This window comes from Pseudomonas sp. NPDC089395, from assembly GCF_044749525.1.
In the GTDB taxonomy this organism is placed as follows: Bacteria; Pseudomonadota; Gammaproteobacteria; order Pseudomonadales; family Pseudomonadaceae; genus Aquipseudomonas.
The window spans coordinates 65,990-92,797 of sequence record NZ_JBIVID010000011.1 but is presented as its reverse complement, the minus strand read 5'-3'; the positions used below and the strand labels follow the sequence as shown (position 1 = coordinate 92,797).

21 protein-coding genes and 1 pseudogene are annotated in these 26,808 nt (G+C 65.0%); 8 read left to right on the top strand and 14 right to left on the bottom strand.

Features of this window, described 5'->3' with window-relative positions; genetic code table 11:
• Window positions 1-108: 108 nt before the first annotated feature.
• Entirely contained in the window at window positions 109-849 is a 741-nt protein-coding gene (locus ACIPZG_RS21845) for a YciK family oxidoreductase (protein WP_008090373.1), read from the top strand.
• Window positions 850-962: 113 nt separating this feature from the next.
• Here ACIPZG_RS21845 and ACIPZG_RS21840 read toward each other — a convergent pair whose 3' ends face one another.
• The 7 genes from ACIPZG_RS21840 to ACIPZG_RS21810 all read right to left on the bottom strand — a co-directional run bounded on the left by ACIPZG_RS21840 (window position 963) and on the right by ACIPZG_RS21810 (window position 8,890).
• Window positions 963-1,748, bottom strand: a complete 786-nt coding sequence (locus ACIPZG_RS21840; protein WP_400716812.1) for a TenA family transcriptional regulator — start codon at window positions 1,746-1,748, stop codon at window positions 963-965.
• Between the two features lie 39 nt (window positions 1,749-1,787).
• The gene (locus tag ACIPZG_RS21835) at window positions 1,788-4,244 is read right to left on the bottom strand and encodes an EAL domain-containing protein (protein WP_400716810.1); all 2,457 of its coding nucleotides are present in this window, start codon (window positions 4,242-4,244) and stop codon (window positions 1,788-1,790) included.
• Between the two features lie 220 nt (window positions 4,245-4,464).
• Window positions 4,465-6,297: an ABC transporter ATP-binding protein gene (locus tag ACIPZG_RS21830; RefSeq protein ID WP_400716807.1), complete on the bottom strand. Its 1,833-nt coding sequence runs from the start codon at window positions 6,295-6,297 to the stop codon at window positions 4,465-4,467.
• Complete coding sequence (locus tag ACIPZG_RS21825) at window positions 6,290-6,922, bottom strand: DsbA family protein (protein WP_400716804.1); 633 nt, start codon at window positions 6,920-6,922, stop codon at window positions 6,290-6,292. The genes ACIPZG_RS21830 and ACIPZG_RS21825 overlap by 8 nt, the downstream gene beginning before the upstream one ends.
• 3 nt (window positions 6,923-6,925) lie before the next feature.
• On the bottom strand, window positions 6,926-7,858 hold the full coding sequence (locus ACIPZG_RS21820) for a rhodanese-related sulfurtransferase (RefSeq protein WP_400716801.1): 933 nt from the start codon (window positions 7,856-7,858) through the stop codon (window positions 6,926-6,928).
• Window positions 7,859-8,061: 203 nt separating this feature from the next.
• Entirely contained in the window at window positions 8,062-8,358 is a 297-nt protein-coding gene (locus ACIPZG_RS21815) for a BolA family transcriptional regulator (RefSeq protein ID WP_008096493.1), read from the bottom strand.
• A gap of 10 nt (window positions 8,359-8,368) precedes the next feature.
• Complete coding sequence (locus ACIPZG_RS21810; RefSeq protein ID WP_008096494.1) at window positions 8,369-8,890, bottom strand: DUF2059 domain-containing protein; 522 nt, start codon at window positions 8,888-8,890, stop codon at window positions 8,369-8,371.
• 154 nt (window positions 8,891-9,044) lie between these two features.
• Here ACIPZG_RS21810 and ACIPZG_RS21805 point away from each other — a divergent pair, with 154 nt between their 5' ends.
• On the top strand, window positions 9,045-10,439 hold the full coding sequence (locus ACIPZG_RS21805; protein ID WP_400716798.1) for a class II fumarate hydratase: 1,395 nt from the start codon (window positions 9,045-9,047) through the stop codon (window positions 10,437-10,439).
• A 108-nt stretch (window positions 10,440-10,547) separates the two neighbouring features.
• Here the strand turns inward: ACIPZG_RS21805 and ACIPZG_RS21800 are convergent, their stop codons facing one another.
• Entirely contained in the window at window positions 10,548-11,504 is a 957-nt protein-coding gene (locus ACIPZG_RS21800; protein ID WP_400716797.1) for a DMT family transporter, read from the bottom strand.
• 106 nt (window positions 11,505-11,610) lie between these two features.
• Window positions 11,611-13,104, bottom strand: a complete 1,494-nt coding sequence (gene pap, locus ACIPZG_RS21795) for a polyphosphate:AMP phosphotransferase (RefSeq protein ID WP_400716795.1) — start codon at window positions 13,102-13,104, stop codon at window positions 11,611-11,613.
• Window positions 13,105-13,305: 201 nt separating this feature from the next.
• On the opposite strand from pap, the gene mnmC reads away from it, so the two are divergent.
• The 5 genes from mnmC (at window position 13,306) to ACIPZG_RS21770 (ending at window position 20,563) form a co-directional block, all read left to right on the top strand.
• The gene (gene mnmC, locus ACIPZG_RS21790) at window positions 13,306-15,273 is read left to right on the top strand and encodes a bifunctional tRNA (5-methylaminomethyl-2-thiouridine)(34)-methyltransferase MnmD/FAD-dependent 5-carboxymethylaminomethyl-2-thiouridine(34) oxidoreductase MnmC (RefSeq protein ID WP_400716792.1); all 1,968 of its coding nucleotides are present in this window, start codon (window positions 13,306-13,308) and stop codon (window positions 15,271-15,273) included.
• A 182-nt stretch (window positions 15,274-15,455) separates the two neighbouring features.
• Window positions 15,456-17,243 carry an N-acetylglutaminylglutamine amidotransferase gene (locus ACIPZG_RS21785; RefSeq protein ID WP_400716790.1) on the top strand — a complete coding sequence of 596 codons (1,788 nt, stop codon included), beginning with the start codon at window positions 15,456-15,458 and terminating at the stop codon, window positions 17,241-17,243.
• Between the two features lie 3 nt (window positions 17,244-17,246).
• Window positions 17,247-18,992: an N-acetylglutaminylglutamine synthetase gene (gene ngg / locus ACIPZG_RS21780; RefSeq protein WP_400716788.1), complete on the top strand. Its 1,746-nt coding sequence runs from the start codon at window positions 17,247-17,249 to the stop codon at window positions 18,990-18,992.
• Window positions 18,993-19,090: 98 nt separating this feature from the next.
• Complete coding sequence (locus ACIPZG_RS21775; protein ID WP_400642297.1) at window positions 19,091-20,275, top strand: osmoprotectant NAGGN system M42 family peptidase; 1,185 nt, start codon at window positions 19,091-19,093, stop codon at window positions 20,273-20,275.
• 60 nt (window positions 20,276-20,335) lie between these two features.
• Entirely contained in the window at window positions 20,336-20,563 is a 228-nt protein-coding gene (locus ACIPZG_RS21770) for a YheU family protein (protein ID WP_003252629.1), read from the top strand.
• Between the two features lie 114 nt (window positions 20,564-20,677).
• On the opposite strand, the gene csrA is transcribed toward ACIPZG_RS21770, so the two are convergent.
• Complete coding sequence (gene csrA / locus ACIPZG_RS21765) at window positions 20,678-20,866, bottom strand: carbon storage regulator CsrA (RefSeq protein ID WP_400716785.1); 189 nt, start codon at window positions 20,864-20,866, stop codon at window positions 20,678-20,680.
• 126 nt (window positions 20,867-20,992) lie between these two features.
• The gene (locus ACIPZG_RS21760; RefSeq protein ID WP_400716783.1) at window positions 20,993-21,802 is read right to left on the bottom strand and encodes an SDR family oxidoreductase; all 810 of its coding nucleotides are present in this window, start codon (window positions 21,800-21,802) and stop codon (window positions 20,993-20,995) included.
• A 304-nt stretch (window positions 21,803-22,106) separates the two neighbouring features.
• On the opposite strand from ACIPZG_RS21760, the gene ACIPZG_RS21755 reads away from it, so the two are divergent.
• Window positions 22,107-22,259: a DUF3309 family protein gene (locus ACIPZG_RS21755; RefSeq protein WP_012271016.1), complete on the top strand. Its 153-nt coding sequence runs from the start codon at window positions 22,107-22,109 to the stop codon at window positions 22,257-22,259.
• A 156-nt stretch (window positions 22,260-22,415) separates the two neighbouring features.
• On the opposite strand, the pseudogene ACIPZG_RS21750 reads toward ACIPZG_RS21755, so the two are convergent.
• From ACIPZG_RS21750 to ACIPZG_RS21740, 3 genes and pseudogenes are all read right to left on the bottom strand, one after another.
• Window positions 22,416-25,361, bottom strand: a pseudogene (locus tag ACIPZG_RS21750) (ATP-binding protein); the annotation flags it as partial.
• A gap of 21 nt (window positions 25,362-25,382) precedes the next feature.
• Window positions 25,383-26,009: a response regulator gene (locus ACIPZG_RS21745; RefSeq protein WP_400716781.1), complete on the bottom strand. Its 627-nt coding sequence runs from the start codon at window positions 26,007-26,009 to the stop codon at window positions 25,383-25,385.
• A gap of 36 nt (window positions 26,010-26,045) precedes the next feature.
• Window positions 26,046-26,780 (bottom strand): molecular chaperone, encoded by a 735-nt coding sequence (locus ACIPZG_RS21740; RefSeq protein WP_400716779.1) that lies wholly within the window; start codon window positions 26,778-26,780, stop codon window positions 26,046-26,048.
• Window positions 26,781-26,808 lie beyond the last annotated feature (28 nt).

Here is a 26,808-nt window from a genome sequence, read left to right as displayed (position 1 = left end):
CCCCGCGAACACGGGCGCAGCCCGTGCCAGGCACCACGGTGCCTGCTTTCGCGGGACAAGCCCGCCCCCACAAGGCCCGTGTCAGCCCATAGAGATAGGGAATAATCAATGTTCGACTACACCGCCCGCCCCGACCTGCTCAAGGGCCGGATCATCCTGGTCACCGGTGCCGGCCGCGGCATCGGTGCCGCCGCCGCCAAGGCCTATGCCGCGCTGGGCGCCACCGTGCTGCTGCTGGGCAAGACCGAAGCCAACCTCAACGAGGTCTACGACCAGATCGAAGCCGCCGGCCACCCCCAGCCCGTGGTGATCCCGTTCAACCTGGAAACCGCCCTGCCCCACCAGTACGACGAACTGGCGGTGATGATCGAGGACCAGTTCGGCCGCCTCGACGGCCTGCTCAACAATGCTTCGATCATCGGCCCGCGCACGCCGCTGGAGCAGCTCTCCGGCGACAACTTCATGCGCGTGATGCACATCAACGTCGACGCCACCTTCATGCTCACCAGCACCCTGCTGCCGCTGCTCAAGCTGTCGGAAGATGCCTCGGTGGTGTTCACCTCCAGCAGCGTCGGGCGCAAGGGCCGGGCCTACTGGGGCGCCTACGGGGTGTCGAAGTTCGCCACAGAAGGCCTGATGCAGACCCTGGCCGACGAGCTTGAAGGGGTGGCACCGGTGCGCTCCAACAGCATCAACCCGGGCGCCACGCGCACGGCGATGCGGGCCCAGGCCTATCCGAGCGAGAACCCGCAGAACAACCCGCTGCCCGAAGAGATCATGCCGGTGTACCTGTACCTGATGGGGCCGGACAGCACCGGGGTGAATGGGCAGGCGTTCAACGCCCAGTAACATCTGTACTGGCCTCTTCGCGGGACAAGCCCGCTCCCACAGACACATCACATGCCCTGAGGCTGCACTGCATTTGTGGGAGCGGGCTTGTCCCGCGAAGAGGCCAGTATTGATCAGCCAGCAGCCAGCGCCGGGCGCATACGCCCCTGCTGCCGCCCTTCCAGCTGCATGCACCGTTCCAGGAACAGGTACATGCAGTCATAGCTCTTGCAGATCGCCTTGCGCAGTTCGTTGCGCAGCCCCAGGGTCGGGTTCTCGCCGGCCAGGGTACAAATGATCTCCAGCGCCTCCCACGGGTGGGCGTCGTCATACTGGGCATGCATCTTCAGCCACTTCATGGCGCGCTTGCGCTGGTCCTCAGGGAACCCCATGGCGTAAGTGTCCTCGGCGCAGACCACCGCCGACCACTCCCCGGTCGCACCTTCGATGGCGTAGTTGGTCGCCGCCATGGCGATCGCCAGCGACTCGGTGGTGCACACCCGCCAACACCAGTCATTGAGCCCGTTGAGCTCCGCCGGCACCTCCTGGCCCTGCAGTTCGTGCAGGTGGATACCGTGGGCATTGCACCAGTGCATCCAATAGTCGGCATGGTTGAGCTCGACGCGGATATTGCGCATCAGCCAGCGCCGCGCCATGTCTTCGCCAGGATGGCGGGCGTAGCGGGTCTTGGTCAGGTTGTGGGCCATGTACAGCGAGAACTGCTCGACCACCGGCCAGCCACCGATCAGGTACTGGCGAATGGTTGCCTGACGCAGTTGGCCGTCGCGCAAGCGCTGGTAGAACTCATGCTCGACCACCCGACGCTTGCTCTCTCGGCAATCTTCGATCAGCTGCTGAGCCCACTGGGGATAACTGGCGGGATCCATCAAAGGCCCGATCCGAACGAATGCATCAATCACTTTCAGCTCCTTGATCCCTGTGATCTGCCGATGTTTTGTTCAGCGAAACGTTCCAGGCGCCCGATACAGCAGGGGCCGTGCAGCAATCCGTTGGCGCTGCAGACTGTCGCAGGTGAACACCTGCGGTCTTTCGATCAGATAGCCCTGGGCGTAATCCACGCCGATCTCCTGCAAGGCCTGCTCGATCAACGGTGTTTCCACGAACTCGGCGATGGTCCGTTTGCCCATGACGTGGCCAATGTGGTTGATCACCTCGACCATGGCCCGGTTGACCGGATCATCCAGCATATCTTTGACAAAACTTCCGTCGATCTTCAAGAAGTCGACAGGTAAATGTTTCAAATAGGCGAATGACGACATCCCGGCACAGAAGTCGTCGAGGGAGAACTTGCAGCCGAGCCCTTTCAATTCATTGATGAATCGAATAGCGCTGCCAAGGTTGGCGATGGCGCTGGTTTCGGTGATCTCGAAGCAGATCAGCCGTGGCGGAATGGCATATTCGACGAACAGCCGCTGCAGGTACTCAAGGAACATGTCATCGCCGATGCTCGAACCCGACAGGTTGATCGCACACATCGCCAGGGGGCCTTCCCGCCCTTCATCCAGGCCCTGGCGGATGACCTGGAACACATTGCGCACCACCCAGCGGTCGAGGGCGGTCATCAGGCCATAGCGCTCAGCTGCCGGGATAAAGCTGTCAGGCAGGATGGTGCGGCCGCTCTCGTCGTGCAGGCGCAGTAGGATTTCGATATGGCCAGGGCCTTCGAGGGTGGTGAGCGGGGCGATTTCCTGGGCATAAAGGCAGAAGCGGTTTTCTTCCAGCGCTACATGCAGGCGCTGAATCCAGGCCATTTCGCCGAAGCGCATGGACAACTCGCTGTCATCGGCGTGGTACACCTGGACCCGGTTGCGCCCCTTCTCCTTGGCCATGTAGCAGGCCATGTCGGCCGCGCGCAGGGAAGCCTCCAAAGTAGTGGGCGCCTGCGACAAGTTGACCAGGCCGACACTCACGGTGGTCACGAACGGCCTGCCCTTCCAGACGAAGTGCAAGCTCTGCACGGCTTGGCGCAGATTCTCGGCAATGCGTTCGGCCTGATCGGACGGGCAGTTTTCCAGCAACACGCCGAACTCATCGCCGCCCAGCCGGGCCAGGGTGTCACCCTCACGCAAGCCCGACTGCAGCACGGCGCAGATGTGCCGGAGCAGCTCATCACCGGCGGCATGGCCACAGGTGTCGTTGACCAGCTTGAACTGGTCGAGGTCGAGGAACATCAGCGTGTGCCGCCCGGCCTGGCGCGCCAGGCCATTGAGCGCTTGCTCCAGGCGGTATTCGAACTCACGGCGGTTGGCCAGGCCGGTCAGGGCGTCGTGGGTGGCCTGCCACGACAGGTTGGCGATGTACTGACGCTCCTGGGTCATGTCGTGCAGCACCAGCACGATGCCGGCCAACTGCCCGTCGTTGATGATCGGTGAGCCAACCAGATTGATCGACACGGTGCTGCCATCCAGGCGCTGGATCAGCCGCGCATGCTCAGAGCCGCCCTTGAGGGTGCCGCTGAGCACCTGTTCGAGCAAGGTGCTCTCATCGTGCTCGGCCTGCTCGTCAACGAGGCTGAACAGCGCAGTCAATGGCAGGCCCTGGGCCTGCCCGGCCTGCCAATGGGTCAACTGCTCGGCAGCGGGATTCATATAGCCGATGCAGCCTTCGACATCGGTGGTGATCACCGCATCGCCGATCGCTTGCAGGGTGATCTGGGCCCGCTCCTTTTCTTCCTGCAGGGCGTTGGCGAAGGCCTGACGCTGAGCCAGCAGCTTGCTCGAACGGCGCCAGGCGATGGTGATGAGGAACAACGCTGTCAGCAGGTTAGTGATCAACAGCACGCGCAACAGCATCCGCGAGCCTTCGCCCAGGGCGTCGCTGAAAGCTTTGGCCGCAGGCGTCACGCCTTCGTTGACGGCAACGATGCGGGCGCGCCAGTCGCTGACCCGAGCAGGTGTGGCCTGGCCACTGGCAAAGCCATCGCGCATCTCGTTGGCCAGCACGTCCAGCCGGTTCAGGTAATCGTCGCCGACATTCCAGTAGGCGATCGCCGTCTGCATGTAGCTGACCTGGCGGAAGTTGCGGTAGAACCAGATGATGCGGTCGACGTCGTCAGGGTGGTTGCCGCCTTGCAGCACAGCCTGGCGTGCGGCCTCGATGTCCGGGTTGGACTGGTCGAGCACCTCGCGCAGCAGGTGATCGCCCTGCGGCACGGCGATGACTTGGCGATAGCGCTCGTAAATGCGCGCGTCGCCGCTGTCGGCATACAGGTTCAGGTAATAGATGGCGTCTTTCTGGGCCTTGGACCACAGGCTCTCGCCCGCAACATAGGCACGCACGGCCGATAACGCGTAAAGGCTGAGGCTGCCCAGCAAGACCTGGAAGACTACAACGGCGATGAAGGGCCAGATGATACCCAGCAACCTTGGCGCCTCTAACGTGCGATTTCCCTTCATGTAGTCCCTGTCACAGAGCAGATAAGGCTCGATTCAACCCAGACAAGCTCAGCGTAGGCCATTTGCCATCTACGTGACGGGGAATTTTGTGGGTGGGGATTTGGGATTGGAGCTGACAGTACCGGCCCTATCGCCGGCAAGCCAGCTCTCACAGGGTCACCACTGCACCTTTGTGGGAGCCGGCTTGCCGGCGATAGGGCCAGAGCAGACAGCCGTAGCGTCAGGTTTGCTGCAAATGCCCATACAACTTGGCATACAAGCCACCTTCGGCAATCAGCTGCTGGTGGCCACCGTCCTCGGCCACATGCCCACCATCGAACACCAGCACCCGGTCGGCCTGCTTCACCGCCGACAGGCGGTGGGCAATGATCAGCGTGGTCCGGCCACTGAGGAAGCGCGCCAGGGCCTGGTGCAGGTTGTACTCGGTGGCCGCGTCGAGCGCCGAGGTGGCTTCATCGAGAATCACCACCTTGGGCTCGGCCAGGACCATGCGGGCAATTGCCAGGCGCTGGCGCTGACCGCCAGACAAGCGCACCCCGGACCGGCCGACCACACTGTCCAATCCTTGCGGCAGCGCCGCGATGGTGGCGTCCAGCTGGGCGATGCGCAGCGCCTGCCAGCAGGCGTCGTCGGTGCATTCGCGGCCCATGGTCAGGTTGGCGCGCACCGTGTCGTTGAACAGCGAAGGGTGCTGCAGCACCACCGCGACATTTTCCCGCAAGGTCTCCAGGCCGATTTCATGCAGGCTCGCGCCACCGAAGCGAATGGTCCCGGCCTGGGCGCTGTACAGGCCCAGCAGCAACTGGACCAGGGTGCTCTTGCCACCGCCGCTGGCGCCGACAATGGCCACCTTCTCGCCCGGCGCAATAGACAGGTCGAGGTGCTCGAGCACCGGTTCTTCGGCATAGGCGAAGCGCAGGTCGCGCACCTCGATACCCACCGTTTCGCGGCCGGCGAACGGGTCGCTGGCCGCCGGGTATTGCGGCTCGTCGTCACGTGCCAGCAGCTCGTTGAGCCGGCTCAGCGCGCCACCGGCGGCGTAATAGGCGTACTGCAGGTTCAGCAACTGTTCGACCGGGCCGATCATGAACCACAGGTAGCTGAACACCGCCAGCATCTGCCCGATCGACAGGTCGGAGAACAGTACCGTGAGCATGGCCGCGGCGCGGAAGATATCGATGCCGAACTGGAACAGCAGACCACTGGCGCGGCCGCTGGCGTCGCTCTTCCACTGCGAGTCCACGGCGTAGTCGCGCACTTCGCGGGCGCGCAGACCCAGGCGGCCGAGGAAGTAACCTTGGCGGTTGCTGGCACGGATCTCCTGAATCGCATCGAGGGTTTCCGCCAAGGCCTGGGTAAAGCGCGAGGTGCTGTCGTTCTCGAGCTTTTTAAGGTGCTTGACGCGCTTGCCCAACTGCACGGTGAAGTAGATCACCAGCGGGTTGAACAGCAGGATCAGCAGCGCCAGCTTCCAGTGCATCCAGATCAGGATCGCCGCCGTACCGGTCAACGTCAGCATGGCGACCAGGAAGCGACTGAGGGTTTCGCCAACGAACTTGTCGAGGGTATCCAGGTCGGTAACCAGGTGCGTGGTCACGGTGCCGCTGCCCAGGCTTTCGTATTCCTTGAGCGAGATTCGTTTGAGCCGCTCGATCAGGCGGATGCGCAAGCGATAGACAATGTCCTTGGCAAGGCCTGCGAACAGTTTGGCCTGTACCACGTTGAACGCCAGCGCGGACAGGCGCAGGCACAGGGTGACCACCAGCATCAGACCAATGTAGCCGGCCGCCACCTGCCAGCCGCTGGGCAACAAGTGATTCATGAACTTCAGGGCCGCATCGCCATGGCCAAGCAGGACTTCGTCGACCAGCAACGGCAGCAACAGCGGAATCGGCACACTGCAGCAGGCCGCCAGGACGGCGACCATGTTGGCGGTCCACAGGTTTTTCTTGTGATGCAGTGCCAGGCGGCGGATTTCCGCCCAGCTCAGGCGATCAGGCACAGCAGCGGGCTTCCCTGGCACAGGGTCGGGAGACCCTGGCAGGTCAAGCACAGGCGGCCTGCTGTAGCCAGCGGCCAAGCAGGGGTTGCAGGCTGTCCAGCGGCTGGTAGCCGTTGGTCAGCAGGGCCAGTTGGCCATTGCGCTCGGCCAGCAGGGTCGGGAAGCCGGCAATGCCCAGGTCCTGCACCCAGCTGAAATCCGCTGCGGTGGCGGCGCGGGTATCGGCACGGGTGAGGGCCTCGGCGAAGGTGGCGCGGTCGAAACCGGCCTGCTCGGCCAGCTCGACCAGTTGCAGCACCGTGGTGACATCCATGCCCTGTTCGTAGAACGAACGCTGGATCAGCTGCAACAGCGGCCACGCGCGCTCGGCATCCAGCTCGCGGGCGGTGACCAGGGCGCGGCAGGCCGGCTCGGTGTCGTAGACGAACCCATCGGGCATGGCGCCGTCGAAACGAAACGGCTGCCCGGTGGCCTCGGCGACCGCCTGCCAATGCTCGAGGATGTAGCGCCGGGTCGAGGCATCCAGCGCGCTGCCGCCGCTGCGCAGGCCGCCCAGCACCAGCCGAGTCGGCACGCCTGCATCACGCGCCTGGGCGATCAGGGCGGTGGCCACCGGCGCAAAACCCCAGCACCAGGAGCACATCGGGTCCATCACATAGAGCAGGCGTGCAGTCATGCATCAAGCCTCGGCTTTGTAGTTGTAACCGATCGGGTGTGGCAGGTTGCGCGCCTTGGCCAGCTCGATCTGCTTCTGCCGGTCGATGGCGCTGCGCCGGGTCTTTTCGCTCAGGCTGTCCCAGCAGTGCGGGCAGCTCACACCTGGCGAATAGTGCTCGGACGCGCGGTCCTGCACATCGATCGGGTGGCGGCAGGCATGGCACTGGTCGTACTCGCCTTCGCTCAGGTCATGGCGCACCGTGACGCGGTTGTCGAAGACGAAGCAGTCGCCGTCCCAGAGGCTTTCTTCCTGAGGCACTTCCTCGAAGTATTTCAGGATGCCGCCCTTAAGATGATAGACCTCATCAAAGCCTTCACCGAGCATGTAGCTGGAAGCTTTTTCGCAACGAATGCCGCCGGTGCAGAACATGGCAACCTTCTTGTGCTTGCTCGGGTCGAAGTTGGCCTTGATGTACTCGGGGAACTCGCGGAAGGTCTCGGTCTTCGGATCGATGGCGCCCTTGAAGGTGCCGATGGCCACTTCGTAGTCGTTGCGGGTGTCGATCAGCAGCACTTCGGGGTCGCTGATCAGGGCGTTCCAGTCCTTGGGGTCGACATAGGTGCCGACCGCCTGGTTCGGGTCCACGCCGGGCACGCCGAGGGTGACGATCTCTTTCTTGAGCTTGACCTTGGTGCGGTAGAACGGCTGTTCGTCGCAGTAGGATTCCTTGTGGTCGACATCCACCAGGCGCGGGTCGCTGCGCAGCCAGGCGAGCAGGCCGTCGATGCCTTCGCGGGTGGCCGAGACGGTGCCGTTGATGCCTTCATGGGCGATCAGCAGGGTGCCTTTGACGCCGTTGTCGAGCATGGCCTTGAGCAGTGGCTCGCGCAGTTCGACGTAGTCTTCCAGGGTGACGAACTTGTACAGCGCCGCCACGACGATCGGTTGGGACATGTAAGTGAATCTCCAGGTGGTTGCCCTCGTAAGGGGCGGACCGGGTTTGACATGAAACAGGGGGCTGCTGCGCAGCCATCGCTGGCAAGCCAGCTCCCACAGGTGCGACATGCGCTGTACCTGTGGGAGCTGGCTTGCCAGCGATGGCCGCGCAGCGGCCCCCTTTGGGATGTTGCGGATTGTACCAGAACGACGAAACGGATTCAGTGCCCGCCGCCAGCACACACCGGCGATGCCGGTGCAGCGCCCACCTGGGCCCACTCCTCGGCGGTGTAGGTGTGGATTGCCAGGGCATGAATTTCGCCCATCAGCTCACCCATGGTGGCGTACACCTTCTGGTGACGCTTGACGCTGTTGAGCCCCGCGAACTGCTCGCTGACGATCACCGCCTTGTAGTGGGTCTCCTGGCCACGGCTGTGCATGTGGCTTTCGTTGAGCACTTCAAGGTGCTGCGGGGCCAGCGCGGCCAGCTGCTGCTCGATGCGTTGCTGCATGCTCATCGGTCGCTACTCACTTCTTGGCCGGTGCGGCCTTGCCAGCGTTGGGGTCGAGTTCCTTGGTCATGTCTTCGAGCAGCTTGTTCACCACCGGTACCGCAGGCTCCAGGCTCTGCTGGGTCAGCTGGGCCGACTGCTGGGTGACCTTGGGCATCTCGCGCAGGACTTTCTTGCCCAGCGGCGACTCGTAGAACTTGACCAGGTCCTTGAGCTCCTGCTCGGTGAAGGTCTGGGTGTACAGGTCGACCATCTTCGGCTTCAGCTTGTTCCAGCCGATGGCACTGTCCAGCGCAGCGTTGGCCTTGGCCTGGTAGCTCTGCAGCACGGGCTGCTTGGAGGACGGCGCCTTGGTCTGGGCGAAACGCTGGGCGAACATCTGCTGGACCTGCATGTACACCGGGGTGCCCAGCTTGTCGGCATTGGCCAGGGTCAGGAATTTCTCGGCGGCAGCGTTGTGGCTGGCGGTGGCAGCGAGCACCTGGCCGCTGGCACAGGCCAGGGCGACGGCGGCACAGAGGACACGGAGACGGGTCATTGCATTTCCTTCAAGGAGGGGAGGCGAAACCTCAGAGTAGAGCATTCTGCTCCCGCAAGGGCGCAGCGCTCAAGTAGCACGACGAGCGATTGAACCGCTTGTTCGCATGAGGGCCTAAACTGCTGATTCTGACTGACAAAGGAGTGAACGCAGCATGAGCCGTATCGAGACAGACAGCCTGGGCCCGGTCGAAGTTCCGGAGGACGCCTACTGGGGGGCGCAGACCCAGCGCTCGCTGATCAACTTTGCCATTGGCAAGGAACGCATGCCGCTCGCGGTGCTGCACGCCCTGGCATTGATCAAGAAAGCCGCGGCGCGGGTCAACGACCGCAACGGCGACCTGCCGGCCGACATCGCCCGGTTGATCGAACAGGCCGCCGACGAAGTGCTCGGCGGTGAGCACGACGACCAGTTCCCGCTGGTGGTCTGGCAGACCGGCAGTGGCACCCAAAGCAACATGAACGTCAACGAGGTGATTGCCGGGCGCGCCAACGAGCTGGCCGGCAAGGGCCGCGGTGGCAAGGCCCCGGTACACCCCAACGACCACGTCAACCGCTCGCAGAGCTCGAACGACTGCTTCCCTACCGCCATGCACATCGCCGCGGTACACGCGGTGCACGACAATCTGCTGCCCGCGATTGCCGAGCTGTCTTCCGGGCTGGCCGAGCTGTCGGCACGCCACCACAAGCTGGTCAAGACCGGCCGCACGCACATGATGGACGCCACGCCGATCACCTTCGGCCAGGAAGTTTCCGCCTACGTCGCTCAGCTCGACTATGCCCAGCGCGCCATCCGCGCCACGTTGCCGGCGGTGTGCGAGCTGGCCCAGGGTGGCACGGCGGTGGGTACCGGGCTGAACGCGCCGCACGGTTTCGCCGAAGCCATCGCCGCCGAGCTGGCCGCCCTCTCCGGCTTGCCGTTCGTCACTGCGCCGAACAAGTTCGCCGCCCTTGCCGGCCATGAGCCGCTGACCAGTCTGGCCGGGGCCCTGAAGACCCTGGCGGTGGCCTTGATGAAAATCGCCAACGACCTGCGTCTGCTCGGCTCCGGCCCACGCGCGGGGCTGGCCGAAGTGCGCCTGCCAGCCAACGAGCCGGGGAGCTCGATCATGCCCGGCAAGGTCAACCCGACCCAGTGCGAGGCGCTGTCGATGCTGGCCTGTCAGGTGCTGGGCAACGACGCGGCGATCGGCTTTGCCGCCAGCCAAGGGCACCTGCAGCTGAACGTGTTCAAGCCGGTGATCATCCATAACCTGCTGCAGTCGATCGAGCTGCTGGCCGATGGCTGTCGCAACTTCCAACTGCATTGCGTGGCCGGGATCGAGCCGGATGCCGAGCAGATGGCGGCGCACCTGGAGCGGGGATTGATGCTGGTGACGGCGCTGAACCCGCATATCGGCTATGACAAGGCGGCGGAGATTGCCAAGAAGGCCTACGGCGAAGGCAAGACCTTGCGCGAGGCGGCGCTGGAGTTGAAGTACCTGACCAATGAGCAGTTCGATCAGTGGGTACGGCCGGAGAACATGCTGGCTCCCGGAGGCAAGGGCTGATCTGTACCGGCCCTATCGCCGGCAAGCCGGCTCCCACAGGATCACCACAACCTTGAATATTGTGGGGTACCTGTGGGAGCCGGCTTGCCGGCGATAGGGCCGGTAGCGTCAACCCGCAACCCTGGCCATGCGCGCCCGCCACCCCGCCACCAGCGAAGGCCCCACCGCCACCAGCGTCGACCCCAGCACCACCGTCACCGCCCCCACATACCCCAGGGCATTGATGTCCTCGGCATGCACATAGTCAGGCCACACCCAGGCCGCCAGCGCTACCGCCACGAACGTCACCAGCGGCGTCATCGCCAGCGTGGCACTCACCCGCGAGGCCTCCCAGTGCGCCAATGCCTCGGCAAAGGCACCATAGGCCACCAGGGTATTGAGGCAGCAAGCGAGCAGCAGCCAACCCTGCAGCGGTGTCAACTGCAGCGCCTGCAGCGGATGCACCCAGGGCGTCAGCAACGCGGCGCAGCCCAGGTAGATCACCACCATCACCTGCTGCGAATGCCACACCGTCAGCAGCTGCTTCTGGCTCAGCGCGTAGAACACCCAGATGCTGGTCGCCAGCAAAATGGTCAGCACACCGGTGGTGTAGGTGCCCAGCGAGGTCAGCAACTCTTCCAGACGCTGGTTGAAGAACAGGCCGAAACCGCCCAGCAGAATCAACAGACCGATCCCCTGCCCCAGGCTGAAGCGCTCCTTGAACACGAACACGCTGGCCACCAGCAGCAGCACCGGGCCGATCTGCACCACCAGCTGCGCGGTGCCCGGACTCAGCAGGTTCAGGCCGATCAGGTACAGCACGTAGTTGCCCAGCAGGCCGAACACGGCGACCACCAACAGGCCTTTGCCCTTGGCCGGCAACTTGCCCACGGCCGGCAAGCGCCGCTTTACACCCAACCAGCAGAACAGCAGGCCGCCGGACACCAGCAGGCGGTACCAGGTGACGGTCACCGGGTCCATCACCTGCAATACCTGCTTGAGCTTGATGGGCAAAATGCCCCACAGCAGCGCGGTGAGCAGTGCCAGGAACAGGCCATAGACCCAGCGGCCGGAAGTCTTGTGCATAACGTCCTCGATCGAACCCGGGGTGGGGGTGCCTGGATTCTAAGGACTTCCGGGAAAAATGCCGGGAAAAGAATTCATCAGTTCATTCCCCGACGGCATGTCAGGGCTATTTCTTGTGCTTGGCGAACGCCGCTTCCAGTGCATCGTTGATGGTGCGCAACACCTTCACCCGGGCCCAGCGCTTGTCATTGGCTTCCACCAGGGTCCACGGCGCGATCTCGCTGCTGGTACGGTCAACCATGTCGCCCACCGCATCGACATACAGGCCCCATTTGTCGCGATTGCGCCAGTCGTCCTCGGTGATCTTGTAGCGCTTGAACGGGATCTGCTCACGCTCCTCGAAGCGCTGCAACTGGGTCTGCTGGTCGATCGCCAGCCAGAACTTGACCAGCACCACGCCAGCGTTGACCAACTGCTCCTCGAAGTCGTTGATCTCGCTGTAGGCGCGCATCCAGTCACTGGGCGTACAGAAGCCTTCGACCCGCTCCACCAGCACCCGCCCGTACCACGAGCGGTCGAAGATGGTGAACTTGCCGCGTGCCGGGATATGCCGCCAGAAACGCCACAGATAAGGCTGCGCACGCTCCTCTTCGGTGGGCGCGGCAATCGGCACGATGCGGTACTGACGCGGATCGAGCGCCGCCGCCACGCGACGGATCGCCCCGCCCTTGCCGGCGGCATCGTTGCCTTCGAAGGCGGCCACCAGGGCATGCCGGCGCATGTGCTTGTGCCGCAGCAGGCCAGCCAGGCGGGCCTGCTCGGTCACCAGTTGCTCCTGGTAGTCCTGCTTGTCCAGGCGCAAGGTCATGTCCAGCGCGCCCAGCAGGTTGCGATCGTCGATGCTGCGGCCCAGCGGCGCGATATTGCCCTGGTGCTTGCCCTTCGGGTTGACGGCCAGCGCCGCCTGCAGGCTATCGAGCAGGATGCGCCCGACCGCCAGGCTGCGGTAGTGCGGGTCGACCCCTTCGACGATGTGCCACGGCGCATAGTCGCGGCTGGTGCGGCGCAGCACGCGCTCGCCGAACCGCACGACGCGGTCGTAGGTTTGCGATTGCTGCCAGTCCAGCGGACTGATCCGCCAGCTGTGCAACGGGTCGTCCTTGAGCGACTTGAGGCGATCCTTCATTTGCCGCTTGGACAGGTGGAACCAGAACTTGATGATCAACGCGCCTTCGTCGCAGAGCATCTGTTCCAGGCGCTCGGCACCGGCGATGGCCTGGTCGAGCACGGCATCCTTGAACACACCGTGCACCCGCCCCTGGATCATCTGGCTGTACCAGTTGCCGAAGAACACGCCCATCCGCCCCTTCGGCGGCAATGCCCGCCAGTAGCGCCAGGCCGGTGGCCGGGCCAGTTCCTCGTCGGTTTGCTGGTCGAAGGTGAGCACATCGATCATGCGCGGGTCCATCCACTCGTTCAGCAGCTTGACCGTCTCACCCTTGCCAGCGCCTTCGATGCCGTTGATCAGCACGATCACCGGGAAACGCGCCTGCTGCTTGAGTTCGTACTGGGCTTCGAGCAGCGCCTCGCGCAGGGCGGGCACTTCGGCCTCGTAGGTGTCCTTGTCGATGCTGTGACCGATTTCCGCGGATTCGAACATGCTGGGCTCCTTCATTGGATTAGCAAGACTAGCGGATTTTTGTGCGGGTCTGTAATGGCCCTATCGCCGGCAAGCCGGCTCCCACAGGGTTCAGCGCGCCCCCCTGTGGGAGCCGGCTTGCCGGCGATGAGGCCGGTACAAGCACAGCGCAAACTTCGCAGATGACATAAAATCCGCACATCCGCTGCAACCGAGCCAACCATGTCCACCCTCCTCCAGCACGCCCAGATCGACTGGGACGACCAGGGCCGCCCTCATTCGCGGCATTACGACGACGTCTACTTTTCGAAAAACGAAGGCACCGAGGAAACCCGCTACGTGTTCCTCGAACAGACCCGCCTGCGCCAGCGCTGCACCGAACTCGCGCCGCACGCCTGCCTGGTGATCGGCGAAACCGGCTTTGGTACCGGCATGAACTTTTTCTGTGCCTGGCAGCTGTTCGCCGAACACGCCCCCGATGACGCCCGCCTGCATTTCGTCAGTGTCGAGAAGTACCCACTGGGTGCCGATGACATGGCCCGCGCCGTGCGCCTGTGGCCGGAACTGGCCGCCTTCACCGAGCCCTTCCTCAAGCAGTACGTGGCGGTGCACGCGGGCTTTCAGCAGTTCACCTTCGACCAGGGCCGGGTCACCCTGACCTTGCTGATCGGCGATGTGCTGGAACAGCTGCCGCAACTCGACGCTTGCATCGACGTGTGGTTCCTCGACGGTTTCGCCCCGGCGAAGAACCCCGACATGTGGACTCCCGCCCTGTTCGCGCAACTGGCGCGGCTGTCCCGTGCCGGGACCGCGCTGGGCACCTTCACCACCACAGGCTGGGTTCGACGCGGGTTGATCGAAGCCGGTTTCACCATGAAGAAGGTGCCTGGCCTGGGCAAGAAATGGGAGGTGATGAGTGGGGAGTACACCGGTCAGCCTCCAGCCGCCATGGCAGCGCCATGGTATGCCCGGCCTGCCCCGATCGAAGGGCCGCGCCAGGCGCTGGTGATAGGCGCCGGGCTGGCCGGCAGCGCCAGCGCCGCCAGCCTGGCCGCGCGCGGCTGGCAGGTAGTGGTGCTGGAACGGCACGACGCACCCGCACAGGAAGCCTCGGGCAACCCGCAGGGTGTGCTCTACCTGAAACTTTCCGCCCATGGCACGGCCCTGTCGCAGATGATCCTGTCCGGCTTCGGCTACACCCGGCGCCAGCTCGAACAGTTGCAAAAAGGCCGGGACTGGGATGCCTGCGGGGTGCTGCAGCTGGCCTTCGACAGCAAGGAGGCCGAACGCCAGGGCAAGCTCGCCGAGGCCTTCGACAGCGGCCTGCTGCGTGCGCTGGAGCAGGCTGAAGCCGAGGCGATTGCCGGCGTGGCACTGCCTGCGGGCGGCCTGTTCTATCCCGAAGGGGGTTGGGTGCACCCGCCCGCGTTGTGCCAGGCACAGCTGCAGCATCCGAATATTCAGGTGCAGGTCCATCGCAACGTGGTGGAGCTGCGTCGAGCCGACGGCCTGTGGCAGGCCTGGGATGGCGAACAGTTGCTGGCCAGTGCACCGCTGGTGGTGCTGGCCGGCGCCGCCGATGTACGCCGTTTCGAGCCGTGCGCGCAATTGCCACTCAAGCGAATCCGCGGGCAGATCACCCGTCTGCCGGCCACCGAGACAAGCCGCGAACTGCGTACCGTGGTCTGCGCCGAGGGCTATGTGGCGCCACCACGGGGTGACGAACATACGCTGGGGGCCAGCTTCGATTTCCATAGCGATGACCTGGCACCCACCGTGGCCGAGCACCAGGGCAACCTGGCGTTGCTGGACGAAATCTCCACCGACCTGGCCCAGCGCCTGGGCACAGCAAAGCTCGATCCTGAGCAACTGCAAGGGCGTGCGGCGTTTCGCTGCACCAGCCCGGATTACTTGCCGATCGTCGGGCCGGTTGCTGATCCAGAGGCGTTCGTCGAAGCCTTTGCCGTGCTGGGCAAGGATGCGCGGCAGGTGCCCGAGGTGCCCTGCCCTTGGCTGCAAGGGCTGTATGTGAACAGTGGGCATGGTTCGCGAGGGTTGATCACTGCGCCGCTTTCAGGCGAGTTGATTGCGGCGTGGGCCAGTGGCGAGCCATTGCCGTTGCCCCGGGCGGTGGCCGAGGCCTGTCATCCGAACCGGTTTGTGTTGCGCAGGGTGATTCGCGGGAAGTGAAATTGGTGGGGCTCGGCGTTGGATATTTGGCGCTCGATCTCAAAATCCCCACCAACCTAACGCCATGCACCACCGCCATATAACAGATCGATCTAAAACTCTCACAAATCACCTAGGTCAGTTCCTTACAGGTGCCCTAATCCGGGGCACTGATTCCCCAACGGACAAACCGGTAAGGACCTATGTGCGGATTAGCAGGAGAGTTGCGTTTCACCCCTATCGACCAAGCCCCTCGCCCGGCGGACCTCGCCGCGGTAGAGCGCATGACCCATCACCTGGCGCCACGCGGACCAGACGCCTGGGGCTTCCATAGCCAGGGCCCGATCGCCCTCGGCCACCGAAGACTGAAGATCATGGACCTGTCGGACGGCTCGGCCCAGCCGATGGTCGACAACCCCCTGGGTCTGTCGCTGGCCTTCAACGGCGCCATCTACAACTTCCCGGAACTGCGCCAGGAGCTGCAGGCGCTGGGCTACACCTTCTGCTCCGACGGCGACACCGAGGTGCTGCTCAAGGGCTACCACGCCTGGGGCGCGGCCTTGCTGCCCAAGCTCAACGGCATGTTCGCCCTGGCCATCTGGGAGCGCGACAACCAGCGCCTGTTCCTGGCCCGCGACCGCCTTGGCGTCAAACCCCTGTACCTGTCGCGCAACGGCGAGCGGCTACGTTTTGCCTCGACCCTGCCCGCATTGCTCAAGGGTGGCGACATCGACCCGATGATCGACCCGGTGGCGCTCAACCACTACCTCAACTTCCACGCCGTGGTGCCCGCCCCGCGCACCCTGCTGGCCAACGTGCAGAAGCTCGAACCCGGCACCTGGATGCGCATCGACCGCCACGGTGAAGTCGAGCGTCAGACCTGGTGGCAACTGCACTACGGCCCCAACCCGGACGAGCGCGACCTCGACCTGGAAGGCTGGACCACCCGCGTGCTGGACGCTACCCGCGATGCCGTGGCCATCCGCCAGCGTGCAGCCGTGGACGTCGGCGTGCTGCTGTCCGGTGGCGTCGATTCGAGCCTGCTGGTCGGCCTGCTGCGGGAAGTCGGCGTGGATGACCTGTCGACCTTCTCCATCGGTTTCGAAGATGCCGGTGGCGAGCGTGGCGACGAGTTCCAGTACTCCGACCTGATCGCCCGTCACTACGGCACGCGCCACCACCAGCTGCGCATTGCCGAAAGCGAAATCATCGAACAGCTACCGGCGGCCTTCCGTGCCATGAGCGAACCGATGGTCAGCCACGACTGCATCGCCTTCTACCTGCTCTCGCGAGAAGTGGCCAAGCACTGCAAGGGCGTGCAAAGCGGCCAGGGCGCCGACGAGCTGTTCGCCGGCTACCACTGGTACCCGCAGGTGGACGGCGCCGAGGATGCCTTTGGCGCCTACCGCGACGCCTTCTTCGACCGCAGCCATGCCGAGTACCGCGACACGGTGCAGGCGCCATGGCTGCTGGAAACCGACGTGGCCGGCGATTTTGTCCGCGAACACTTCGCCCGCCCCGGCGCCCCGGATGCGGTGGACAAGGCGCTGCGCCTGGACAGCACGGTGATGCTGGTCGACGACCCGGTCAAACGGGTCGACAACATGACCATGGCCTGGGGCCTGGAGGCGCGCACGCCGTTCCTCGACTACCGCCTGGTCGAGCTGTCGGCGCGCATCCCGGCCCGCTTCAAGCTGCCTGACGGCGGCAAGCAGGTGCTCAAGCAGGCCGCACGGCGGGTGATCCCCCACGAGGTGATCGACCGCAAGAAAGGCTACTTCCCAGTGCCCGGCCTCAAGCACCTGCAAGGCGCCACGCTGGACTGGGTGCGCGAGCTGCTGACCGACCCCAGCCAGGACCGCGGGCTGTTCAACCCGGCCATGCTCGACCGCCTGCTGAGCAACCCGCATGGCCAGCTCACCCCCCTGCGCGGCTCCAAGCTGTGGCAACTGGCGGCGCTGAACCTGTGGCTCAGCGAACAAGGAATCTGACCGATGAAAGCCCACGAAATCGCTTACGGCCAGCGCCTGCTGCGCGGCCAGGTGCCGTCCTACGAGCGCCTGCAAGCCCGCCTGGCCGGCGACGGCAGCGAGCCCCACGACCAGCCGCGTGCCCTGCACTGCGGCTGGGGCCGCCTGCTGATCGGCCACACGTACCCGGATGCAGCGAGCCTGGCCGAGGCGCTGCAGCAAGAGCAACCGGGAGAGCGCGACATTGCCTTGTACGTGGCCGCGCCCCAGCAAGTGTTGGCCCAGGCGCCCCACCAGCTGTTCCTCGACCCGTCCGACACCCTGCGCCTGTGGTTCACCGACTACCGCCAGGCGCAACGGGTGTTCCGCGGGTTTCGTATCCGCCGTGCGCAAACCGACGCCGACTGGCAAGCGATCAACGGCCTGTACCAGGCCCGCGGCATGTTGCCGGTGCAGCCTGAGCGGATCACCCCGCGCCACCTCGGTGGCCCGGTGTACTGGCTGGCCGAGGACGAAGACAGCGGGACGGTGATCGGCAGCGTCATGGGCCTGAACCACAGCAAGGCGTTCGACGATCCGGAACACGGCAGCAGCCTGTGGTGCCTGGCCGTGGACCCGCAGTGCACCCGCCCCGGTGTCGGCGAAGTGCTGGTGCGCCACCTGATCGAGCACTGCATGAGCCGGGGCCTGGCCTACCTCGACCTGTCGGTGCTGCACGACAACCGCCAGGCCAAGCGCCTGTACAAGAAGCTGGGCTTTCGCAACCTGCCGACGTTCGCGGTCAAACGCAAGAACGGTATCAACCAGCAGCTGTTCCTTGGCCCCGGCCCGCAAGCCGGGCTCAACCCCTATGCCCGGATCATCGTCGACGAAGCCTACCGACGGGGCATCGAGGTGCAGGTCGACGACGCCGCTGGCGGGCTGTTCACCCTCAGTATTGGAGGGCGCCGGGTGCGTTGCCGAGAATCGCTCAGCGACCTTACCAGCGCCGTCAGCATGACCCTCTGCCAGGACAAGCGCCTGACCCAGCAGGCCCTGCACAACGCCGGCCTGCGTGTACCGGTGCAGCAGCTGGCTGGCAATGCCGACGATAACCTGGCCTTTCTCGACGACCACGGCGCGGTAGTGGTCAAGCCGGTGGACGGCGAGCAAGGTCAGGGCGTGGCGGTGAACCTGACGACCTACGAAGCAGTCAGCCAGGCCATCGACCAGGCCCGGCGCTTCGACAGCCGGGTGTTGCTGGAGAGCTTCCACCCCGGCCAGGACCTGCGCATCGTGGTGATCGGCTTTGAAGTGGTGGCTGCCGCCATTCGCCACCCGGCCCAGGTGGTAGGCGACGGCAAGCACAGCGTCAAGGCGCTGATCGAAGCCCAGAGCCGACGTCGCCGGGCCGCGACCGGGGGCGAAAGCCGCATTCCGCTGGACGAGGAGACTGAGCGCACCTTGCGTGATGCCGGCCTCGACTACGCCAGCGTATTGCCCGCCGGCCAGCGCCTGGCCGTGCGCCGTACCGCCAACCTGCATACCGGCGGCACCCTGGAAGACGTGACCGAGCGTTTGCATCCGGTGCTGGCCGACGCTGCCGTGCGCGCGGCACGGGCGCTGGATATTCCGGTGGTGGGGCTGGATTTGATGGTGCGCGATGCCGAAAGCCCGGAGTACGTGATCATCGAGGCCAACGAACGGGTTGGGTTGGCCAACCATGAACCGCAGCCAACCGCCGAGCGCTTTGTCGACTTGCTGTTTCCACATAGCCGGCCGTTGGCGTGATTTTCACTGGCCCTATCGCGGATAAATCCGCTCCTACAAGGGCAGCGCAATCCTTGTAGGAGCGGATTTATCCGCGATAGGCCCCAAAGGAGTACCCCATGTCCCAACACCTCCCCGAACCCGACCTCGACTACCTCAAGCGCGTGCTCCTGGAGATGCTCGCGATCCCCAGCCCGACCGGCTTCACCGACACCATCGTGCGCTACGTCGCCGAACGCCTGGACGAACTGGGCATCCCCTTCGAGTTGACCCGCCGCGGCACCATCCGCGCCACCCTCAAGGGCCGCCAGAGCTCCCCCGACCGCGCCGTCTCGGCCCACCTCGACACCATTGGCGCCAGCGTGCGCCAGCTGCAGGACAATGGCCGTCTGGCCCTGGCGGCGGTCGGCTGTTGGTCGAGCCGCTTCGCCGAAGGCAGCCGGGTCAGTGTGTTCACCGACACCGGCGTGTACCGCGGCAGCGTGCTGCCACTGATGGCCAGCGGACATGCCTTCAACACGGCCATCGACCAGATGCCGGTCAGCTGGGAGCACGTGGAGGTGCGCCTGGATGCCTACTGCACCACCCGCGCCGACTGCGAAGCCTTGGGCATAGCCGTCGGCGACTTCGTCGCCTTCGACCCGCTGCCGGAGTTCACCGAAAGCGGCCATATCAGCGCCCGCCACCTGGACGACAAGGCCGGTGTCGCGGCGTTGCTGGCCGCCCTCAAGGCTGTGGTGGAGAGCGGCCGCCAGCCGCTGATCGATTGCCACCCACTGTTCACCATCACCGAGGAAACCGGCTCCGGCGCTGCTGCCGCCCTGCCCTGGGACGTCAGCGAGTTCGTCGGCATCGATATCGCCCCGGTGGCGCCCGGCCAGGCCTCCAGCGAACACGCCGTCAGCGTGGCCATGCAGGACTCCTCGGGGCCGTACGATTACCACCTGTCGCGCCACCTGCTCAAACTTGCCGGCGACCAGGACCTGCCGGTGCGCCGGGATGTGTTCCGTTATTACTTCAGCGATGCCCATTCGGCCGTCACTGCCGGGCACGACATCCGCACCGCGCTGGTGGCGTTCGGCTGCGATGCCACCCATGGCTACGAGCGCACCCACATCGACAGCCTGGCCGCGCTCAGCCGCCTGCTGTCGGGTTATCTGCTCAGCCCGCCGGTATTCGCCAGCGACTCGAACCCGGCCAATGCGTCGCTTGAGCGCTTCAGCCACCAGCTGGAGCACGATGCGCAGATGGAGAGCGACACACGGGTGCCGGCGGTGGACAGCCTGGTGGGGAACAAGGGGTGAGCAAGGGGGGGCGGGTTTCGCGTAGCATTGTCGGATTCTTCTACCAAGCCGAACGCTGCCATGTTGATTCCTTACGACCAATTGCAAGCTGAAACCCTGACCCGCCTGATCGAGGACTTCGTGACCCGCGACGGCACCGACAATGGCGACGACACACCGCTGGAAACCCGTGTGCTACGGGTGCGCCAGGCGTTGGCCAAGGGCCAGGCGTTCATTCTGTTCGACCTGGAGAGTCAGCAGTGCCAGTTGCTGGCCAAGCATGATGTGCCGCGCGAGTTGCTCGACTGATATCACGGGCCCTATCGCCGGCAAGCCGGCTCCCACAGGTGCCCCACTGTTCTCACGTTCAGTGACGTACCTGTGGGAGCCGGCTTGCCGGCGATGAGGCCGGCACTGACACAATCAGGCCGACTTGGCCTTGCTCGCCTCCCCCGCCTTGATCCGCTTGTACACCTCGGCCCGATGCACCGTCACTTCGCGCGGCGCACTCACACCAAACCGCACCGTGCCCTCGCGCATCTCCACGACCTTGATCTGAATGTCGTCACCAATGGTGATGACTTCGCCTACTTCGCGCCCTATGACCAGCATGCTTGACTCTCCGACAAGAGGAAAAACCGGAGATTGCATGTGGATATTCAGCAACTCAATACATCCACTAAAAATCAGAGCCGTCCTACGTAGGCAGGTAAAAATCCCTACAGATTCTTCCCGCAATCAACGCGTCTGCGCCTTGGCACGCATCTTCACGGCCATGTCCGCCATCTCGTCATACAGCCGCTCCGGCGCCTGCCGTTTGAGCTGCCAAGCCTGGCGCCCGGCTTCGTGCGGAAGGATCAGGAACTCGCCGGCGGCCACCTGCTGGTGGATGTAATCGGCAATATCGGCCGCGCTGATCGGCGAGCCCTCCAGCAATTTCCCCACCTGGGCCTTCATCGCCGGGTTCGGGCCGCGGAACGAATCGAGCAGGTTGGTCTGGAAGAACGACGGGCACACCACATGCACGGCCACTTCCACCTGGCGCAGCTCGACCAGCAGGCTTTCCGACAACGCCAGCACCCCGGCCTTGGCGACGTTGTAATTGCTCATGCCGGGCCCCTGCATCAGCGCGGCCATGGACGCCACGTTGACGATGCGCCCCTTGCTGCGTTCGAGCAGCGGCAGGAAGGCCTTGCATCCCTTGACCACGCCCATCAGGTTGATCGCGATCTGCCAATCCCAGTCCTCCAGCGACAGCTCGGCGAAGAATCCGCCCGAGGCGACTCCCGCGTTGTTGACGATCACATCGATGCCGCCGAACTTCTCCTCGCAGGCCTGGGCCAGGGCGGTGAGCTGGCTGTAGTCGCGCACGTCGCAGCGCTGCACGAAGCCCTCGCCGCCCGCTGCACGCACCAGGTCGAGGGTTTCCCGCAGGCCGGCTTCGTTGACATCGGCCAGCGCCAGGCGCCAACCCTCGCGCGCCCAACGCAGGGCGATCTCGCGGCCGAGACCGGATCCGGCGCCGGTGATCATGATGCGATTGTGCATGGTGGCAGGCCTTGTTCTGGTGAGATTGAGCGAAGTCTAAACAAGGCCATGGGGGCTGGCAGGGTCGATCAGGTTAGTGAATGGGGGAGCATGACTCTGTCCTGGCCCTATCGCCGGCAAGTCGGCTCCCACAAGAACTGCGCAGCACTTGGATTCAGTGGGATACCTGTGGGAGCCGGCTCGCCGGCGATAGGGCCAGGACAGGCCACATACGAATGGAATCTTTCACAAGCGGCACTGGTCCCAATTAACAAGAGGCCAGCAGTCCGAGGCCCTTGACCCTCAACCACGCAAGGACTCCGCCATGACCACGATCCTCATCATCATCCTGATCCTGCTGTTGATTGGTGGCTTACCGGTCTTCCCTCACTCGCGCAGCTGGGGCTACGGCCCTTCCGGCATCGTCGGCGTGGTGCTGGTGATTCTGTTGGTGCTGTTGTTGCTCGGCATGATATGACCCCAATGCGTTCTGCCCGGCCTGGCGCTCCAGATGCCGTTCCAGGCGACGCATGCCGTCGCCCATGGCACGGACCGCCAGGCTGAGCGCCAGCCGCTCCAGCGGTACCGCGTGGCAGCAACGTTCGACCTGCTCGCACAATGCAACCAGCGCTTCGGCGCGGGCAATGCGTGCGCCGCCCTTGACCCGGTGCGCCAGTTCGGCAACGGCGGCTGGGGCATCGCCCAGGTTTTCCAGGCGTTGCAGGTCTTCACGGTTGCTGGCCCGCAGGTCAGCAAGCAGCGCCTTGAGCGCGGCCTCGTCATTACCCACCAGATGCCTCAAGTGCTGCAGGCAGAGCACTGCACCTTCTTCCTCCTGCACAACCGTCGGCTGGGCACTGATCAGCGCCTGGGTCAGGCTGTCGAGGTCCAGCGGCTTGAACAGGCAGTCGTCCATCCCTGCCTCGCAGCTGCGCCGGCGCTCCACCTCCTGAGCGCTGGCGGTAAGGCCGATCACCTGGCAGCGCGGGCGCCCGCTGCGCCGTTCGTGTTCGCGGATGGCGCGGGCCAGGCCGTGACCGTCCAGGCGGGGCATGTTGCAATCGCTGATGACCACGTCGAAATGCTCCTTGAGCCACAGGCGCAAAGCCTGGGCACCGTCTTCCGCCACCCGCGCCTGATGCCCCAGGTAGTCCAGCTGCTGGGCCAGCAACAGCCGGTTCGCCGGATAGTCATCGACCACCAGTACCCGCAGTCGCGCCCCACCCTGCGCCGGAAGCAGAGGGACACTTTCAGGCGACGGTGCCACGGCCGGCAGCAGTGGCAGCTTGAGCTGCACATGCGCTTCGGTGCCCTGCCCCAGGGTACTGCGCAAGCGCAGCTCGCCCCCCATCAGTTGGCACAGGCTGCGGCTGATGCTCAGGCCCAGCCCGGCACTGGCGCGGGATGACTGCCTGTGGTTGCTGGCCTGGCGGAACCGTTGGCCGAGGCTTGCCAATTCGCTGGCGGCGATGCCCACGCCGCTGTCCTTGACCTGCAGCGCCACGTTCATCTGACCCTGATCAAGCATGGCCTGCAGGCTGACCACGATGCGGCCGCGCTCGGTGAACTTGATGGCATTGCTCAGCAGGTTGGCCAGCACCTGCTTGAAGCGCAGCGGGTCGAGCATCACCTCGGTGTCCACCGCGCCACTCATCTGCATCTGCAGATCAAGGCCCTTGCCACGGGCCTGCTGCTCGAACAGCTGGATCACCCGTGCCACCAGTTCGCGCAGGCGCACGCGCTGGGGCGCCAGCTGCAGGTGGCCGGTCTCGATGCGGGTGATGTCCAGGATGTCACCGATCAGCTCTTTCAGCCCACGTGCGGCATCGGTCGCCACCTCGATGGCCAGTCGGTCGAGGATGCCCTGGGCGGCCTTGCGCTGGGCCAGTTCCAGCATGCCCAGCACCGCATGCAGGGGGGTGCGGATTTCGTGGCTGATGGTGGCGAGAAACTCGGTCTTGGCCTGGTTGGCCGCATCGGCCGCACGTTTGGCCCGCCGCAACCGCACCTGCAGGCGGCGCAGGTAGCGGATCCACAGCAGGGCGAGGAACAGCAGGCCGAACGCCGTGCCAAAGCCGAACAGGATCTTGCCGCGATGGCGCGACCAGACGCCGTCGGGGACGATCATCGGGTTGCGCCAGCGGCGCACCAAGGTGCCCGTCTCGCGCGGCGTCAGGCTGAGCAAGGCGCTGTCGATGATGCCCAGCAGTTCGCTGGCGCCCCGGGCACCGGCCAGGGCGAAGTGCGCCGGTGGCAGGGCAAGGCTGGCGCTGATCTGCAATTGCCCGGGGTACCAGCGCGCGACCAGCGGACGGGCGTCGTCGAGGGTCAGCAAGGCGGCATCCACCTTGCCATCGGCGACGGCACGCAGGGCATGCAGCGGGCTCGACAACAGGCGCTGGTTTACCTGCGGGTAACGGCCTTGCAGCACCTCGACCATGGCGCTGCCCCAGACCAGCGCCACGCGCCGTCCGGCCAGTTGCTCAAGGCTCTGCGGCGCATTGGCGCCCTTGCGGCTGACCAATACCCGAGAAGCGCTCAAGTAGGCCCGGCTGAAGCCCAGGCGCTGCTCCAGGCTGGCGCTATGGGGCAAGCCGGCGATCAGCTGCGCCTTGCCCTGGCTGACCTGCTCGATCATCTGCTCGACGCCCGCCCCGGCCTGCACCTCGAACTTCAGCCCCGTGCGCCGGGTGATCAGCTGCAGCACATCCAGGGTCAGGCCGTGCAACTGGCCCTTGCTGTCGCGGTAGCTCAATGGCAGCAACTGGTCATCCACCAGCACTCGCACGCTCGGGTTGTCGCGCAGCCAGCGTTGCTGGGCTTCGCTCAACTGGACGTCGCTGATCCCCTCCAGGGCATCGTCCACCAGGCGTGGCAGCGGCGAGCCATTGTCGAGCGATGCAAAACCGATGCCCTGGCGCGGCAGGGCTGCGTGGCCGATTTCTTCCACCCCGCTCATCTGGCTACGCCCCTGCACGTAGCGTGCGATCAGGGCGTTGCCCAGGTACAGGTCGGCCTGCCCCAGGGTCAAGGCAGCCAGGGCGCTGAAGGCAGTCGGATGCACCTGCACTTGGGCTTGGGGGTAGAACTGGCTCACCTGGTCTGCTGTGCGATAGCCATTTACCATGACCAGGCGCAACGACCCTGGACGCTGGATGCTGGTTTTCAAGTCCTGGGCGAGCAGCAGCGGGTGGTCCTCGGCGTAGGGCGGCGACAGGCGCAAGCCGGCCTGTAGCGCCTGCTGGGTGGTCACCGAGCCGAGCAGGTCCACCGTGCCGTCATGCAACGCTGACACCGCGGCTTCGAAGGATTCGAACACCTGAACCTGCATGTCGAGGTTCAGGTGCTCGGCCACCAGACCGGCATAATCGGCAGTGATGCCCTCGTAGGCACGGCCTGTGCCGAGGATGTCGAGCGGTGGCTGGTCATTGCCGAGCACCCCCAGGCGCAGCACACGATGGCGCCACAGCCAGCGCAGGTCGCCGCTGTCGGGCTCGGCACGCGGCCCATCGAACGCCGCGCGACCGTGGAACACCGGCGCCGACAGGCCCGGCAAGGGAAACAGACAACACAGCAACATCAGCCAGAGTGCACGCACGGTTCAGATCAGTTGGTTGCGACGAGCGAAATCCGCCATGTCGATGAGTGAGTTCAAGCGCAGCTTTTCCAGCAAGCGGCCTTTGTAGGTGCTGACGGTCTTGTTGCTCAACAGCATGGCTTCGCCGACGGCCTTGTTGCTCAAACCCCGGGACAGGTGCTGCAGGATCATCAGCTCGCGGTCGCTGAGGCTGGCGATGCGCTGCGCGTCCGTGGCGTGCAGCTCCTGGCTGTGCACCGAACTCAGGGCTACATCGGGGAAGTAGGTGAACCCCGACAGCACCGCCCTCACCGCCTTGTTCAGCTCACCCAGGTCGTTGGTCTTGGACACGAAGCCCGCCGCCCCGGCCTGCATGCAGCGCAGGGAATAGGCTTCGGCCATGTGCGAGGTCAGCACCAGGGTCTTGGCCGGAGGCTCATGTCGCTTGACCCGGGCGATCACCTCCATGCCGTCGAGCCCGGGCAGGCTGATGTCGAGGATGATGATGTCGGGCGCCTGCTCACGCGCCAGACGCACTGCATCGATGCCGTTGTCGGTCTGGCCGACGATCTCCAGGCGCTCCTGGCGCAGCAGCATGCACACCGTGGCGCGAATGAACGGGTGGTCATCCACCACCAGTGCGCTAGCCATGGGCAACCTCCCCTGCGGGATCACGCTGCCGGCCGCTCATCCCTCCAGCACCATGGGCTTGCGCGCGATGCCCTCGTGCAGCTCGAACTGGTGCACCTTGGCCGCCTGACCGTCGAACTGGCGGGTGCGCCCGGGCAGCAGGTGGTGCTTGGTGGCGGGCTCGCAGAGCTGGTCCTGGGCCTGGCACTGGCGGAAGTGGTCGAGCACCACGGTGGCATTACCCTGATTGCTCACGGTCAGCGCGCCGCCCTGGCGGGTGATCGGGGTCTGGTAGCGGGTTTGCGCCGGGTGCACGAACAACAGGGTCCCGTAGCCGGCCAGCAGGTTGACGCCGGCCTTGAGGCTGTCGCGGTAGGCCTCGGCCTCCTGCTCGCTGACGGCAAAGCCGTCGCCCTGCTCCGGCAACACGGGGATGAAGCGCAGGCGGTAGTAGCGCTCCTGGTCCCGCGAACCGCGGTACAACAGGCGTACCGCCTGCATGCCACGGGCCGGCACGATCAGCCGGGCCGGGCTGACCACCAGGCCGCGCTGCTCCAGGGCCAGGCCGTCGAGGGCGACTTCACGGGGCGCTTCGCGGCCGTCGTAGACCAGCTCGACCACACTGACCTTGACGAAGGCGGTGGAGTCACCGCCGTTGCGTACCCGCTTGAGCAGGGTGCTCTTGCCCTCCTCCAGATAATCGTAGAGCCCGCCGACGTTCAGTTCCGGGGCCGCCTGGGCGACGCACGGCAGCAGCGTCAAGGCGAGGCAGAATGGGCGCAACAGCTTCATGGAAAAATCCTCATAGCAAAAGGCCGCT

Excerpts from the sequence above, each read along its gene's own strand:
- pap (WP_400716795.1), bottom strand. The coding sequence starts at position 13,104 with ATGTTCGAATCCGCGGAAATCGGTCACAGCATCGACAAGGACACCTAC.
- ACIPZG_RS21760 (WP_400716783.1), bottom strand. The coding sequence starts at position 21,802 with ATGCACAATCGCATCATGATCACCGGCGCCGGATCCGGTCTCGGCCGC.
- ACIPZG_RS21835 (WP_400716810.1), bottom strand. The coding sequence starts at position 4,244 with ATGAAGGGAAATCGCACGTTAGAGGCGCCAAGGTTGCTGGGTATCATC.
- ACIPZG_RS21805 (WP_400716798.1), top strand. The coding sequence starts at position 9,045 with ATGAGCCGTATCGAGACAGACAGCCTGGGCCCGGTCGAAGTTCCGGAG.
- ACIPZG_RS21775 (WP_400642297.1), top strand. The coding sequence starts at position 19,091 with ATGTCCCAACACCTCCCCGAACCCGACCTCGACTACCTCAAGCGCGTG.
- ACIPZG_RS21800 (WP_400716797.1), bottom strand. The coding sequence starts at position 11,504 with ATGCACAAGACTTCCGGCCGCTGGGTCTATGGCCTGTTCCTGGCACTG.
- ACIPZG_RS21825 (WP_400716804.1), bottom strand. The coding sequence starts at position 6,922 with ATGACTGCACGCCTGCTCTATGTGATGGACCCGATGTGCTCCTGGTGC.
- ACIPZG_RS21810 (WP_008096494.1), bottom strand. The coding sequence starts at position 8,890 with ATGACCCGTCTCCGTGTCCTCTGTGCCGCCGTCGCCCTGGCCTGTGCC.
- ACIPZG_RS21740 (WP_400716779.1), bottom strand. The coding sequence starts at position 26,780 with ATGAAGCTGTTGCGCCCATTCTGCCTCGCCTTGACGCTGCTGCCGTGC.
- ngg (WP_400716788.1), top strand. The coding sequence starts at position 17,247 with ATGAAAGCCCACGAAATCGCTTACGGCCAGCGCCTGCTGCGCGGCCAG.
- ACIPZG_RS21785 (WP_400716790.1), top strand. The coding sequence starts at position 15,456 with ATGTGCGGATTAGCAGGAGAGTTGCGTTTCACCCCTATCGACCAAGCC.
- ACIPZG_RS21845 (WP_008090373.1), top strand. The coding sequence starts at position 109 with ATGTTCGACTACACCGCCCGCCCCGACCTGCTCAAGGGCCGGATCATC.
- csrA (WP_400716785.1), bottom strand. The coding sequence starts at position 20,866 with ATGCTGGTCATAGGGCGCGAAGTAGGCGAAGTCATCACCATTGGTGAC.
- ACIPZG_RS21745 (WP_400716781.1), bottom strand. The coding sequence starts at position 26,009 with ATGGCTAGCGCACTGGTGGTGGATGACCACCCGTTCATTCGCGCCACG.
- ACIPZG_RS21820 (WP_400716801.1), bottom strand. The coding sequence starts at position 7,858 with ATGTCCCAACCGATCGTCGTGGCGGCGCTGTACAAGTTCGTCACCCTG.
- ACIPZG_RS21755 (WP_012271016.1), top strand. The coding sequence starts at position 22,107 with ATGACCACGATCCTCATCATCATCCTGATCCTGCTGTTGATTGGTGGC.
- ACIPZG_RS21770 (WP_003252629.1), top strand. The coding sequence starts at position 20,336 with ATGTTGATTCCTTACGACCAATTGCAAGCTGAAACCCTGACCCGCCTG.
- mnmC (WP_400716792.1), top strand. The coding sequence starts at position 13,306 with ATGTCCACCCTCCTCCAGCACGCCCAGATCGACTGGGACGACCAGGGC.
- ACIPZG_RS21815 (WP_008096493.1), bottom strand. The coding sequence starts at position 8,358 with ATGAGCATGCAGCAACGCATCGAGCAGCAGCTGGCCGCGCTGGCCCCG.